This is a genomic window from Rhizobium atlanticum, from assembly GCF_030182485.1.
Classification (GTDB): Bacteria; Pseudomonadota; Alphaproteobacteria; order Rhizobiales; family Rhizobiaceae; genus Rhizobium.
This window is the reverse complement of the sequence record NZ_JAQJCJ010000035.1, coordinates 1-12,947: the sequence shown is the minus strand read 5'-3', so window position 1 is coordinate 12,947 and position 12,947 is coordinate 1. Positions and strand designations below refer to the sequence as shown.

The window sequence follows — 12,947 nt, the reverse complement described above, 5'->3', positions numbered from 1 at the left end:
TGTTGGTTTGAAACCTTGGACGCAATCGCCCGATTGTTTGTTTTAACTGAAAATCGGGCCCTGTTAGGAGTAGTAGGGGTTTTCAGGGATGATTGCATCAAATGTCAAGCTGGGTGACGGTAGCGTCATCCACCATCGAGATCTCGTGAATCTGTATGGCTGCACGATCGGCGCAGGAACGCGCATCGGCACCTTTGTCGAAATTCAGAAGAATGTCGTGGTCGGGAGAGACTGCAAGATTTCCAGCCATTCCTTCCTCTGTGAGGGCGTGACGCTGGAAGACGGCGTGTTCATCGGCCACGGGGTCATGTTTACGAACGACACGTACCCGCGCGCCATTAATCCGGACGGCAGCCTGCAGACGGAGACCGACTGGATACTCATCCCTACACTCGTCAAGCGCCACGCGTCGATCGGCAGCAACGCCACCATTCTGCCCGGCGTGACCATCGGAGAGGCTGCGCAGGTCGGCGCCGGAGCGGTTGTAACAAAAGACGTGCCAGACGGCGCCATCGTAGCGGGCGTTCCGGCCAGGGTAATCGGCCGCGTCAATGACGGACCGGTAGACATGTTTGCGTTGGGAGAAATGGAATGATCGGTATCGCTGTTGTTGGATATGGGTATTGGGGTCCAAATCTGGTTCGTAACATCTCTGAAGCGGCCGGCGCCCACCTTGTTTCAGTCTGTGATCTCAATGTCGAACGGTTGGGGGCCGTCAAAAGCCGGTACCCCGCAATAACGGTCACCGACAATTTCGAGGAAGTTTTGCGCGATCCGAGAGTCGACGCGATCGCCATCGCGACGCCGGTCTCGACGCATTTCAAGCTTGCAATGCAGGCGATGATGGCCGGAAAGCATGTTTTCGTCGAAAAGCCGATGGCAGCGACGGCGGACGAAGCGTCGCGAATGGTCGACGAAGCTGCGCGCCGACGCCTCGTGCTGGCCGTGGATCATACCTTCGTCCACACCGGCGCCGTGCGGAAAATGCGCGAACTGGTCGAAAGCGGCCTTGGCGACATGTATTATTATGACTCGGTTCGGGTCAATCTCGGGCTCTTCCAGCATGATGTCAGCGTCATCTGGGACCTCGCGGTGCACGACCTTTCCATCCTGGACCACGTCCTGCAGGAAAAACCGGTGGCTGTTTCCGCGACGGGCATGAGCCACGTGCTCGGCGAGCCGGAGAACATCGCTTATCTGACGCTCTTTTTCGAGAGCAAGCTCATCGCGCACATCCACGTCAATTGGCTGGCGCCGGTCAAGGTGCGCCGCACGCTGATCGGCGGCAGCAACAAGATGATCGTCTATGACGATCTCGAGCCCAGCGAAAAGATCAAGGTCTATGACAAGGGCATCACCATGTGCCCCAATTCCGATGCGTACGGAGAGAAGGTGCATCAGATGCTGGTCGGCTACCGCAGCGGCGATATGTGGGCACCCAAGCTCGATATGACCGAGGCATTGAAGCGCGAACTGGATCACTTCGTCGAGTGCATCGAGCAGAATTCCCGGCCCATTACGGACGGGCATGCCGGGTTGCGTGTCGTTCGGGTGCTTGAAGCCGCAAGCCGTTCGCTCGCACAGCGCGGTCGTGTCGTCGAGCTCGAAGAGGCGAGGCGCATCGCATGATCCCCTTTCTGGACCTCAGAGCACAATATCAATCGATCAAGAGCGAAATCGACGCCGCCGTGCTCGGCGTGCTCGCCTCTGGGCAATACATACTGGGCGAGGAAGTCATCCGCCTTGAGCAGGAATTTGCGGATTATTGCAGCGTCAAACACGCGATCGCCGTCAACACCGGGACGAGTGCCCTGCATCTGTCTTTGCTTGCGGCGGGCATTGGTCCCGGCGATGAAGTCATCACCGTGCCGTTCACCTTTGTCGCGACTGTGTCGGCAATCTGCTATACCGGCGCAACACCGGTATTCGTCGATGTCGAGCCGGTGACGCTGACCATGGATCCGGCTCAGTTGGAGGCGAAGATCACCTCCCGGACCAAGGCCATCATCCCCGTCCATCTCTACGGTCAGATGGCGGATATGGATAGCATCATGGCAGTCGCTGATCGCTACGGGATTCCGGTCATCGAGGACGCCTGCCAGGCACATGGCGCCCGGTATAAGGGCGCGCGCGCCGGCAGCATCGGCGCATCTGGCTGCTTCAGCTTCTATCCGGGTAAGAACCTCGGCGCCTGCGGCGAGGGCGGGATCGCCGTCACGAACAGCGATGAGCAGGCCAAGACAATGCGCATGCTGCGGGATTGGGGTCAGGAGCAGCGCTATCACCATCTGCTGAAGGGCTTCAACTATCGCATGGATGCCATCCAGGGAGCCATTCTGCGCGTCAAGCTCCGGCATCTCGAAGCCTGGACCGAAGCCCGTCGTTCGCATGGTCGCCGCTACTCCTCGCTGCTTGCAGGATCGCCGCATTTGCGAACGCCTGTCGAAGTGCCGGAGCGGCGGCATGTCTACCATGTCTACGCCATCAGAAGCCACGATCGGGACGGCCTGCAACGTGTGCTCACAGGAGAGGGCATTCCATCCGGTCTGCACTATCCTATTCCCGTTCATTTGCAGAAGGCCCATGCCGACCTCGGTTACCAAGCAGGGGACTTCCCGGTCTCGGAAGCCGCCGCACGCGAGGTTCTCTCCTTGCCGATCTACCCTGAAATGCCCGTACAGCACGTCGATCAGGTCGCGGCTGCGCTGGAGTATGCCTATGTCAGCTAGTCCACGCGAGGCTCGTGTCGTGCAGGCCGTCCACGGCCGCAGCCAGAAGCCGGCAGATCCAGCCTATCAAGCGGGGCTCGCCGAAGAGCTCAGGCAAGCATATGGGCGCGCCGGCCTGATCGAACTCTACGGCCGCTTCGCGACAGGCGACGGCGTCGTCGACGCGCTGATGCGCAAAGCCATCTGGCGGGCTATCACGCGCAGCTGCGGCGAAGGTTTGCAGGTCGCTAGCGGCGCCGGTTTCAAACATCCGGAAACCTTCGAAATCGGCAATGGCGTGTTCATCGGCGCTCAGGCCTACATCCAGGGACGCTACGATGGCACCTGCGTCATCGGCGACAATGTCTGGATCGGCCCGATGGCCTATTTCGACGCGCGCGACCTTGTGATCGAGGATTCGGTCGGGTGGGGGCCGGGCGCCAAGGTGCTTGGCTCGACCCACACAGCACTGCCGATAGACGTGCCGATCATCCGTACGGATCTTGAAATCAAGCCGGTCCGCATCTGTGCCGAGGCCGATATCGGAACGAATGCGACCATTCTTCCCGGCGTGACCATCGGGAAGGGGGCGATCGTTGGAGCGGGTGCAGTTGTCGTTTCCGACGTCGAGCCGTTCTCTGTTGCCGCCGGTGTACCGGCGAAATTCATACGTTGGCGTTCGGAGAATGATCCGATGACGAACATGTCGCGTGAGGGAAGATCATGAGAAACAAACGGGTGCTCATCACCGGCGGTGCCGGTCTGATCGGTTCGCATATTGCCGATCTTGTTGCATTGGAAAAACCTCGCGAGATCATCGTCCTCGACAATTTCGTGCGCGGGCGCCGGGACAATCTCAGCACGGCAATATCAAGCGGCTCCGTCAACATCATCGAAGGCGATATCCGCGACAGGGCACTGCTGGCGAAAACCTTCGAAGACGTCGACATCGTCTTTCACCAGGCGGCGATCCGCATCACGCAATGCGCCGAAGACCCGCGGCTCGCCTTCGATGTTCTGGCCGAAGGCACGTTCAACGTCCTCGAAGCTGCCGTGAAGGCAGGCGTATCGAAGGTCGTCGCTGCTTCCTCCGCCTCCGTGCTGGGGCTTGCCGAAAGCTTCCCGACGACCGAGCAGCATCACCCCTACAATAACCGGACGATCTACGGCGCCGCCAAGACCTTCAACGAGGGTCTATTGCGCAGTTTCGCGGAAATGTACGGCCTGCGCTATGTGGCGCTGCGCTATTTCAACGTCTACGGCCCGAGAATGGACGTTTACGGCGCCTATACCGAAGTTCTGATCCGCTGGATGGAACGCCTGGCAGCCGGAATGCCGCCGCTCGTTTATGGAGACGGCAGTCAGACGATGGACTTCGTAGATGCACGCGATATCGCGCGGGCAAACATCCTGGCGGCAAAGAGCGACGTTACGGACGAGGTGTTCAACGTCGCGAGCGGCAGGGAAATAAGCCTGCTGGAACTCGCGCGGATGCTGAGCGAAATCATGGGATACTCACTCGAGCCGCAGCACAAAGAGGCGCGCGCCGTCAACGGCGTCACACGTCGTCTTGCCGACATCAGCAAGGCCGAAAGGCTTCTGGGCTTCAAGGCGGAAATCTCGATGGAGCAGGGGCTTCGTGACCTTGTCGCGTGGTGGCAGTCGAAGACTGCTTCGGCGGGAGGCCAGGCTGCATGAGCCCGTTATTATCGACGATTCCCGTCGCCAAACCCGTTCTCGGAGAGGAAGAGGCTGAAGCCACGCGTCGTGTCATCCTGTCGGGATGGGTGACGCAGGGGCCGGAAGTCACGGCATTTGAAAAGGAATTCGCAGCCCTCGTCGGCACCGGGCACGCTTGTGCCGTTTCCAACTGCACAACCGCGCTTCATCTCGCCTTGATGGCGGTCGGCATCGGTGCCAGCGATGAAGTCATCACGGTCAGCCATTCGTTCATCGCCACCGCGAACGCCGTTCGATACTGCGATGCGGTACCCGTGTTCGTCGATATCGCGCCGGATGGCTACAATATCGACCCCAGCTTGATCGAAACGGCAATCACGCCGCGCACCAAGGCAATCCTGTGCGTGCATCAGCTCGGCATGCCCTGCGATCTCCGTTCGATCGTCGAGATCGGCAAGCGCCATTCGATACCGGTTATCGAGGATGCGGCCTGTGCGACGGGAAGCGAAATCCTTTGGGACGGGCGTTGGGAAAAGATCGGCAAGCCGCATGGCGACATTGCCTGCTTCTCCTTCCATCCCCGAAAGGTCGTCACCACGGGTGATGGCGGCATGCTGACGACGGCCAACCCGGAATATGACCGAAAATTCCGGCTGTGGCGCCAGCATGGCATGAGCGTCACCGACGCTGTCCGCCACGGCTCGAAACAGGTGATTTTCGAAGACTATGATGAACTGGGCTACAACTATCGCATGACCGACCTCCAGGCCGCAGTCGGACGGGTGCAGCTCCGCCGGCTGCCGGAGCTGGTTGCAGAGCGAAGGCGGATTGCCGCTCAATATTGCGAGCGCCTGTCGACGATCGCCGGCCTAACGCTGCCAATGGAGCCTGATTGGGCCCGCAGCAACTGGCAGAGCTTCTGTGTGAGATTACCTGATGCCGTCGACCAACGGGCAGTCATGCAGGTGCTGCTCGATCAAGGGATATCGACCAGGCGCGGCGTGATGAACATTCATCTGGAAGGAGCCTATTCCGGCCAGTGCGTCAATCGAGCCGCCACTGGCCTGGCGCGAAGCGTGTCAGCGCAGCAGGAAACGATAATCCTGCCGCTCTTCGCCCAGATGACGGACCTCGACATCGTCAGGGTTGTTGAGGCACTTCGCGCAGCCCTCGAGGAGGCGACCGTCGGAGCCGCCGGCGTCCAATCTCACATGGATATTGCTGTCGCCTGAACGCCATCTGCCTCACGCGGCAATTTGCATAACGAACAATGCGCGGATCTGAGGATGCGCGCATTGTTCGTTAGAGCACCAGGTAAGTGCGAAGCGGTTTTCCCAGGCAAAGCGCGAAGCGCTCTTGCCGGCAATTTGCCGTAAATACAAAAGGTTAGAATGGTCTTGCATTTCCGTGATGAGCTGAATCGCTCTAGGCTGACTTCGTGATCCATCCGCGAATCATGGCCGGCACGGACTCCGGCGGAAGCAGGTCGACCAGCATGCGCAGCGAATACAACCCACAGACAAGGACGGCGACGAAGCCGATCACCGTCGCCGGCCACAGCGGCAAGATCGAGAACATCAGGAATACCAGTCCCGATGCGGGCAAGAAAAGCAACGCATGTCGGCGATTGGCGGCGGACCAGCGAAAACCGGTCAACTTGCGGACGATCACATAGATCAGGATGCCGTGCCAGACATAGAGGCCAAAAAACGCCATGCCGGCTCCTTGGGTACCGAGCAGCGATACCAGAAGCCAGGCAAGCCCAACATGCACGACTGCAGCCGCAACCTCAGTCCAGAAGAAAATCGCCTGGGTGTTCTTCGCCACGACGATGAAACCCATCGGCCAGGAAATAATGCGCAGCATCATGCCGAGACAGATCCAGCGCAGAAGTTCGACTGCCCCGTGGAATTCTGCCGAATAGAACAGGCTCATCATGAGCGGCGCCAGCGTCAGCGTGCCGAGCAGGCCGGGACCGGCGAGCAGCATGCTGGCTTCGGCCTGTTCGTTGACGAGCCGGTTGCATTCGACATCGTTGTCGATCATTGCAGTCAGACGAGGATAGAAATCCGTCCCCATGGCCTGCAGGATGAAGCCGGCGTAGAGACCGCCGAGACCCCAGGCAGCTTGATACAATCCCGCCGCCATGACGCCGCCTTCCTTCAGCACGATGATGCGGATGGCATAGGCCGCGCCGAAGGTCAGAAGACCGCTTGCCATAAAGACGAACCCGAGCCGGAGCAGAGCCGACACCTGCCGGCTGAACTGGCGCGTCGACATCGGGTATGGATTTGGAAAGATCCGCCGGCTGTACCACCACGTCGGAACGATTGAGGCAGCTGCAATGACCACGAGCGACGGTGCGATCGCCTGCACCCCGAAGAGATAGATCAGGGGGATACTCACCCCTGTACCGAAGAGTCCGGCAAGCACGTTGATGCGGGCAAGATCCGCAATTCCGCGCATGCCCTGAATCAATGCGCCTTGCCCCGCAGACACCAGCCGGAAGAAAACGGCGAGCGACAGCAGCACAATGCCCCCGACGTGCTGGTAATCACCGAAGGTGAAACTTGAGACAGGATACGCCAATGCGGCAAGAAGGAGCGCCCCAAAGAGCGCCAGCACCACTGATATGCGTCTCAGTACGGTCGCCGATTGGGCAATCCTGTTTGTATCGCCGGTGCCGGCTGCCTCAGCGACCTGACGCACGCCACTGCCGCCGACGCCCAGACCAGCGAGGGACTGCGCCATATCCACGATCGAGCTGTAAAGGCCCATCAGCCCGATGCCTTCCGGCCCGAGCAGAACGGCCATGGCTTTGTTTCTGACGATGCTGAGTGCGACGTTGACCAGCGAAGAGCCGCCCATCAGCATCGTCGATTTGAGGATCTGGGTATAGGTCTGGCTTGGTGGGATCATTCTGAAAGTCATCGAAAGCCCCAGCCCGTCATCATCGGCTTACCTGACTGACATTGTCTGGACAGGCAGCGCAGCGGCGTCTTCTGATGACACATCGGCGGTGCGTACCCGAGTCACCCTGACCACGTCGCCCGGTGCCAGCTCCGTCATTTCGGAAGCCTGGAACTGACTGACCTCACCCTTTTCCCGCCGACTCACGATGAACGTCAGCGGCAATTCTTCATTGTAATTCTTCACGCTGGCGCCGCTCGACAGTTCTTCGAGAAGCAGTTGTTGCGTGGTGTCACGCTTCAATTTGAGCTGATCGAGATTGGCCTTTTCCGCCTGCACCTCGGTAGCGAGCTCATTGCGGCGAGTGTCGGAAAGTCCCTCGAGACTGCGCGTCGTCTCGTTGATTGCCTGGCGTCCCCGCATGATGGCAGTCACGAGATCGAGCCGATCGGAGCGATAGGTGGTGAGCAATCGTTCCAGATCCATCTGACGTGAGGAGATCGTCAGGCCCTTCTGGACCAACGTCTTCACGCTCGTCAGTTGTTCCTCCACTGACTGGATATTGTCATCCGAGCCTTTCAGTTTTTCTTGCAGCGTTTCGACTTCCGCAGTCAAGAGATTACGCAATTCGACGAGCGCTACCGACTGTCTGTCCAGCGCGCTTGCACGGGCCTGGAAAATGACCCGCTCCTCCTCGTAGATACTCTCGGCATATTGCCGATCGGCGGCGGACGGCTGATCGAAGACTATCTCCTTCGCGTCCGCCATCTCCGCCTGCAGCCGCGCGAGCTTTGCAGAACTGCGCAGCAGCGAGTGGTCAATGTCCCGCAAATCGCCGGCAAGCCTGATCGCCTGCGATTGCTGCTGCGCCGCCGCCCGCAACGGGCCGCCGCTCATGGCGAGGGACTGCAAGACACTGAGGCCGGAGCGAAACTTGTATTCTCCCGGCGCCATCACGTCTCCCACCACGTAAATGGAGGAATAGTCCAGAACGTCGATGGTCACTGCAGGTGCCTGGGCCAGACCCATCTTCGCCTGAAGGCGTTTGGCAATCTCGATGGTAAGGCCCGCATTGTCGAGATTGGCGACGGCCAACGACCCCAGGAAGGGCAGGGAGATTATACCTGAATCCGAAACAGTGTATTCCCCACTGATCCCATCCAACCGATCAAACTGCCCCTTGGACGGTATCCATTGCACGACACTCAGACGGATTTTCGTTTGTGGAGCGAAGAACGCGCTATCGGCGAGAGCCGGCGACACCGCTTCGGCAAGAAATGCGAGTGCACCGATGACAAACGTCGTGCGAAAGAGCAGCTGAGGGATGCGGTGCGATGAATTCATATACATATCTCGCCTGCGAAGCATCCTTGAACGGATACTGATCCAATGCCTTCACGCTGTTCGACCGCCGGCTGGCAGGTCCGAAGCCGCATCGTTAGTGTGCCGTCTGGCGAAGGCTTGAGGAAGGTGAAGGTCGTTTGCTTTGCCTCATCACTATTGATGAGATGGGGTGGGTGCCTCAGTCAAATCGAGCAGGAGCGTATATCTCAGAGAGCGATCATCCTGAAAAATCACGAGATCATGCACGCAGGAATAGGTGCGCTCGCCGTAAAGGACCGCGATCGCATAGGCGTGCCGGATCGAAGGCGCCCCCGATGCAGACGGCCTTTGCATCGCTTGGTCGACCCGGTCCGCCGCTTCCTGCCTGGGCGTTTCCAGCGTTAGTGCCGCCAAGTGGCGATGGTGGACTAAGCCGCCGCCGCGGTTTCCTGCACCGGACGCGGCGAAGCTTTACGGCCCGTCGCACCCGTCACTATTTCATACAACAGGGCTGTTGCCCAAAGGATGGCGCCCGTAGAGCGAAAGGCGTAGGATATACTCGCTTATTTTTCGACTATACTTCCTAGAGTCGTATCAAACGATCCTCATAGATTTGATCCCGATTAATATAGCGAGAGGTACCCGCCATGTATCGCAACGCTCGCCGGTGGATTTCGCACTCACTTCTCGTGGATTCCTTGGTGCCCCGATGGTTGACCGTCGGCGGAAAAGAAAGATCGCGCAAACCTGCCGAAAAGCATAAGGATAGTGCTCAACTAGCGGCATCTGTGCAAACCGCCGAGGGACACAAGCAGGGAATTCTTGTCGACGATCCCTATAAGGATGCGGCCCTCAACGAGTATGATGGCGGGCAGAGAGCGCGCGTGAACGGCGACGCGGTCAACAGCCTCGAAGAGCGGCCGTTGCCTGACACTTTCGCAACGCCTGGCGAAATGGGAATTCGAAGCGGCGATGTGGCCGCGCTGTCGGCGCTTATGCCGGATTTTGCACGGTTCCAGTGGCACGCGGATCGAGTTGCGTTCGGGGCCGCATCGTCCCTTCAGCGCACCGATACCGCAATGAGCTCCATGGGCGACGATCCTCTGGCTCCCTATCTGCCGCAAAGCCCCGCACCGACAGCTTCGGGGCATGGTGCTCCTAAGGTGGCGGCCGGGCGTGCCCATTCGGGCAAGGTGGTCATTCTCGAGTCGAGTCCGTCAGGGCAGGCGACTGCGCACGACGCCGGCGCGAATTCGCTGGCCTTCGGCATGCCCTTTGGCGTGTGCGGGTGCGGCTACTTTACCTCCCCTACGCGGATTCTCGATTGGGCTCATGGCGGCGCCCTGCTTCAACAGGACGGTCAATTGCCGGGGACCAGGCTGACCGAAGGGCCGGACTATGTGGCGACGATCAAGCAGGCAATCGGCGCCTCGGTCAGCGATCCGCTTCTCGATCGTGACTTGTCTCCACTCTCGGGCTGGACCGGCACTGCAACATGGTCGGACGCGGCGCTCACCAATGGAACCCTGCCAGGCGGGGGAGAGACGGGAACGGGAACAAAATCCAAGGATATCGGTATCCTGTCCGGCTCTGTGACGAAGCCACCTAAGCCTTCTACGCAGGGGTCATCGACAACGCAGGGCCTGGCGGCTGCGGCGGTGGCCAGCAACGCCATCGTGCTGGAAAACCAGAAGCAGGGCAATCCGGAGAGCGAGTGGGGCATCGACGGTGCCGGCAGCTCCAACATCGAAGGGTTTGCGACCGATATCAGCGTCGATAATGGCAAGACGATCAGCTTCAAGATCAATACCAATTCTACCAACTACCGGATCGATATCTATCGGCTCGGCTATTATGGCGGCATGGGGGCGCGCAAGGTCGCGACGATGCAGCACGCCGGATTGCAGACCCAACCTAGTCCGTTGCGCAATGCGACGACCGGCACGGTGGACGCCGGTAACTGGGCCGTCTCGGCGTCCTGGACCGTACCGGATGATGCCGTTTCAGGCGTCTATATCGCCAAGCTCGTCCGTCAGGATGGCACCTCGGGCGAAAATCACATCCCGTTCATCGTGCGCGACGACGACAGCCACAGCGACGTCGTCTTCCAGACCGCGGATGAGACCTGGCAAGCTTACAATGGTTGGGGTGGCGCAAACCTCTATGGCGGCAACGGTCCGGCGACAGGGCAGGGTGCCGGTCGCGCCTATGCCGTTAGCTATAACAGGCCGATCGCGACGCGCGGCGGGGTCGGCACTTACGCCGGTCCCCAGGACTATCTGTTCGGTGCCGAATATGCGGGCATCTACTGGCTGGAACAGAACGGCTATGATGTCTCCTATCTGTCGGGTGTCGACGCCGATCGCTATGGCAGCCTGTTGCTCAATCACAAGACTTATGTCGATGCCGGGCATGACGAATATTGGTCGGGGCAGCAGAGAACCAATGTCGAGGCCGCGCGCGATGCGGGCGTCAACCTGATGTTCTGGAGCGGCAACGAAGTCTATTGGCGCACTCGCTGGGGCAACGCCTATAGCGCCGACGGCACGCCCTACCGCACCCTGATCACCTACAAGGAGACATGGGCGGGCGGCGATATCGATCCTTCCGACCAATGGACAGGCACCTTCCGCGACCCACGCTTCAGCCCACCTGCCATCGGCGGCGGCAATCCGGAGAATTCGCTGACCGGCCAGCTGTTCAAGGTCGACGATGTCGGCAGCAACCTCGGTGCGATCACCGTTGGCTATGATGATGCCAACCTTCGCTTCTGGCGCAATACGAGCGTTGCCAATCTTCAGCCCGGGCAGACGGCAACGCTCACCAAAAACTATCTCGGTTACGAGTGGGACGAAGCACCCGACAACGGCTTCGATCCGGCTGGCCTGGTGAAGCTGTCGTCGACGACGCTTCCGGTCAGCAGCTATTTGCTCGATTACGGAAACACGACCGGCAATGCGACGGCGACCCACAATCTGACGCTCTATCGCGCGCCTAGCGGCGCGCTGGTGTTCGGCGCCGGCACGGTCTACTGGACATGGGGTCTCAGCGACAATCACGACCTCACGGCGACCCGGACGGACTCGCGCGTACAGCAGGCAATGGTCAATTTGCTTGCTGACATGGGCATTCAGCCTGGAACGCTACAGTCCGGGCTCACCGCCGCGACCGCTTCGTTGGACCACACTGCGCCGACATCGGTCATCACGGTGCCCGCCACGGCGACCGTTGGATCCACCGTGACGATTACCGGCACCGCTGCCGATACCGGAGGCGGGGTCATCGCCGCGGTCGAGGTTTCGACCGATAACGGGGCGAGCTGGCATCCGGCGACGGGCGATGAGAACTGGACTTATACCTGGCAGCCGCAAACCGCGGGCACCTATACCATCCGGTCTCGCGCAGTCGATGATAACGTCAACCTGGAAACGCCCTCTGCGGGACGAACGGTCACCGTCAGCGGGCCGAGTTACACCTCTCTCTTCGGTTCGGGGACGCCAGCGGTCGTCAACACCAACGATACCTCGGCGGTTGAACTCGGCTTCAAATTCCAGACATCCGTGGCAGGTACCGTCACCGGCATTCGTTTTTATAAGGGAAGTCAGGATACCGGCACACATACCGGTTCACTGTGGTCGAGTACCGGCACGAGGATTGCGAACCTCACCTTCACGAACGAGACTGCCAGCGGCTGGCAGACCGCCTATTTCACCAGTCCGGTATCGCTGACGGTCGGACAAACCTACACTGCATCTTACCATACCAATACCGGTCACTATTCGTCGACGACCGGCTACTTCACCTCAAATGTAACCAGCGGTCCGCTCACGGCGCCGGCCAGCGGCAATGGCGTCTATGCCTATGGCAGCAACAGCCTATTCCCCACGAGCACCTTCCAGTCGACGAACTATTGGGTCGATGTGATGTTTACGACGCCGAGCTCGAATACGACGCCGACGGCGGTTGCCGATGCAGGGGATGCGACCGAGAAGGGTGGTGTGGCCAATGGTTCGGGCGGCGTGGCCGCTAGTGGCAACGTGCTGACCAACGACACCGATCCGGATACCGGTGACACCAAGACCGTCACGGCAGTCCGTTTCGGGACGACGTCAGGCACGCTCGGCTCGGCGCTGAACGGCACCTATGGCAGTCTCGTGCTCAATGCATCGGGTGCTTATAGCTATGCGGTCAACGAGAACAATGCGACCGTCCAGGCGCTGCGACAGTCGACCAACACGCTGAGCGATGTCTTCAGCTACACGATGCGCGACAGCGCTGGCGCCACGGCCACGGCGAATCTGACGATCACCATCCATGGCGCCAACG

9 protein-coding genes are annotated in these 12,947 nt (G+C 59.9%); 7 read left to right on the top strand and 2 right to left on the bottom strand.

Going from position 1 to position 12,947, the window contains the following annotated elements; genetic code table 11:
* Window positions 1-88 precede the first annotated feature (88 nt).
* The 6 genes from PH551_RS30510 to PH551_RS30485 are packed head-to-tail and all read left to right on the top strand — an operon-like array spanning window position 89 to window position 5,620.
* The gene (locus PH551_RS30510; RefSeq protein ID WP_085777572.1) at window positions 89-595 is read left to right on the top strand and encodes an acyltransferase; all 507 of its coding nucleotides are present in this window, start codon (window positions 89-91) and stop codon (window positions 593-595) included.
* A complete protein-coding gene (locus PH551_RS30505) occupies window positions 592-1,629 on the top strand; it encodes a Gfo/Idh/MocA family protein (RefSeq protein ID WP_085777573.1) in 1,038 nt (345 codons plus the stop codon). The genes PH551_RS30510 and PH551_RS30505 overlap by 4 nt, the downstream gene beginning before the upstream one ends.
* Window positions 1,626-2,729, top strand: a complete 1,104-nt coding sequence (locus PH551_RS30500) for a DegT/DnrJ/EryC1/StrS family aminotransferase (protein WP_285196152.1) — start codon at window positions 1,626-1,628, stop codon at window positions 2,727-2,729. The genes PH551_RS30505 and PH551_RS30500 overlap by 4 nt, the downstream gene beginning before the upstream one ends.
* Complete coding sequence (locus tag PH551_RS30495) at window positions 2,719-3,435, top strand: acyltransferase (protein ID WP_085777575.1); 717 nt, start codon at window positions 2,719-2,721, stop codon at window positions 3,433-3,435. The genes PH551_RS30500 and PH551_RS30495 overlap by 11 nt, the downstream gene beginning before the upstream one ends.
* Window positions 3,432-4,406 (top strand): NAD-dependent epimerase/dehydratase family protein, encoded by a 975-nt coding sequence (locus PH551_RS30490; protein ID WP_085777576.1) that lies wholly within the window; start codon window positions 3,432-3,434, stop codon window positions 4,404-4,406. Before PH551_RS30495 ends, PH551_RS30490 begins: the two co-directional genes overlap by 4 nt.
* A complete protein-coding gene (locus tag PH551_RS30485) occupies window positions 4,403-5,620 on the top strand; it encodes a DegT/DnrJ/EryC1/StrS family aminotransferase (protein ID WP_285196151.1) in 1,218 nt (405 codons plus the stop codon). Before PH551_RS30490 ends, PH551_RS30485 begins: the two co-directional genes overlap by 4 nt.
* A gap of 193 nt (window positions 5,621-5,813) precedes the next feature.
* On the opposite strand, the gene PH551_RS30480 is transcribed toward PH551_RS30485, so the two are convergent.
* Window positions 5,814-7,319 (bottom strand): O-antigen translocase, encoded by a 1,506-nt coding sequence (locus PH551_RS30480; RefSeq protein WP_285196150.1) that lies wholly within the window; start codon window positions 7,317-7,319, stop codon window positions 5,814-5,816.
* A 27-nt stretch (window positions 7,320-7,346) separates the two neighbouring features.
* Complete coding sequence (locus tag PH551_RS30475) at window positions 7,347-8,648, bottom strand: polysaccharide biosynthesis/export family protein (RefSeq protein WP_483315452.1); 1,302 nt, start codon at window positions 8,646-8,648, stop codon at window positions 7,347-7,349.
* Window positions 8,649-9,268: 620 nt separating this feature from the next.
* On the opposite strand from PH551_RS30475, the gene PH551_RS30470 reads away from it, so the two are divergent.
* A partial coding sequence (locus PH551_RS30470; RefSeq protein WP_285196149.1) for a N,N-dimethylformamidase beta subunit family domain-containing protein occupies window positions 9,269-12,947 on the top strand: 3,679 nt, incomplete at its 3' end.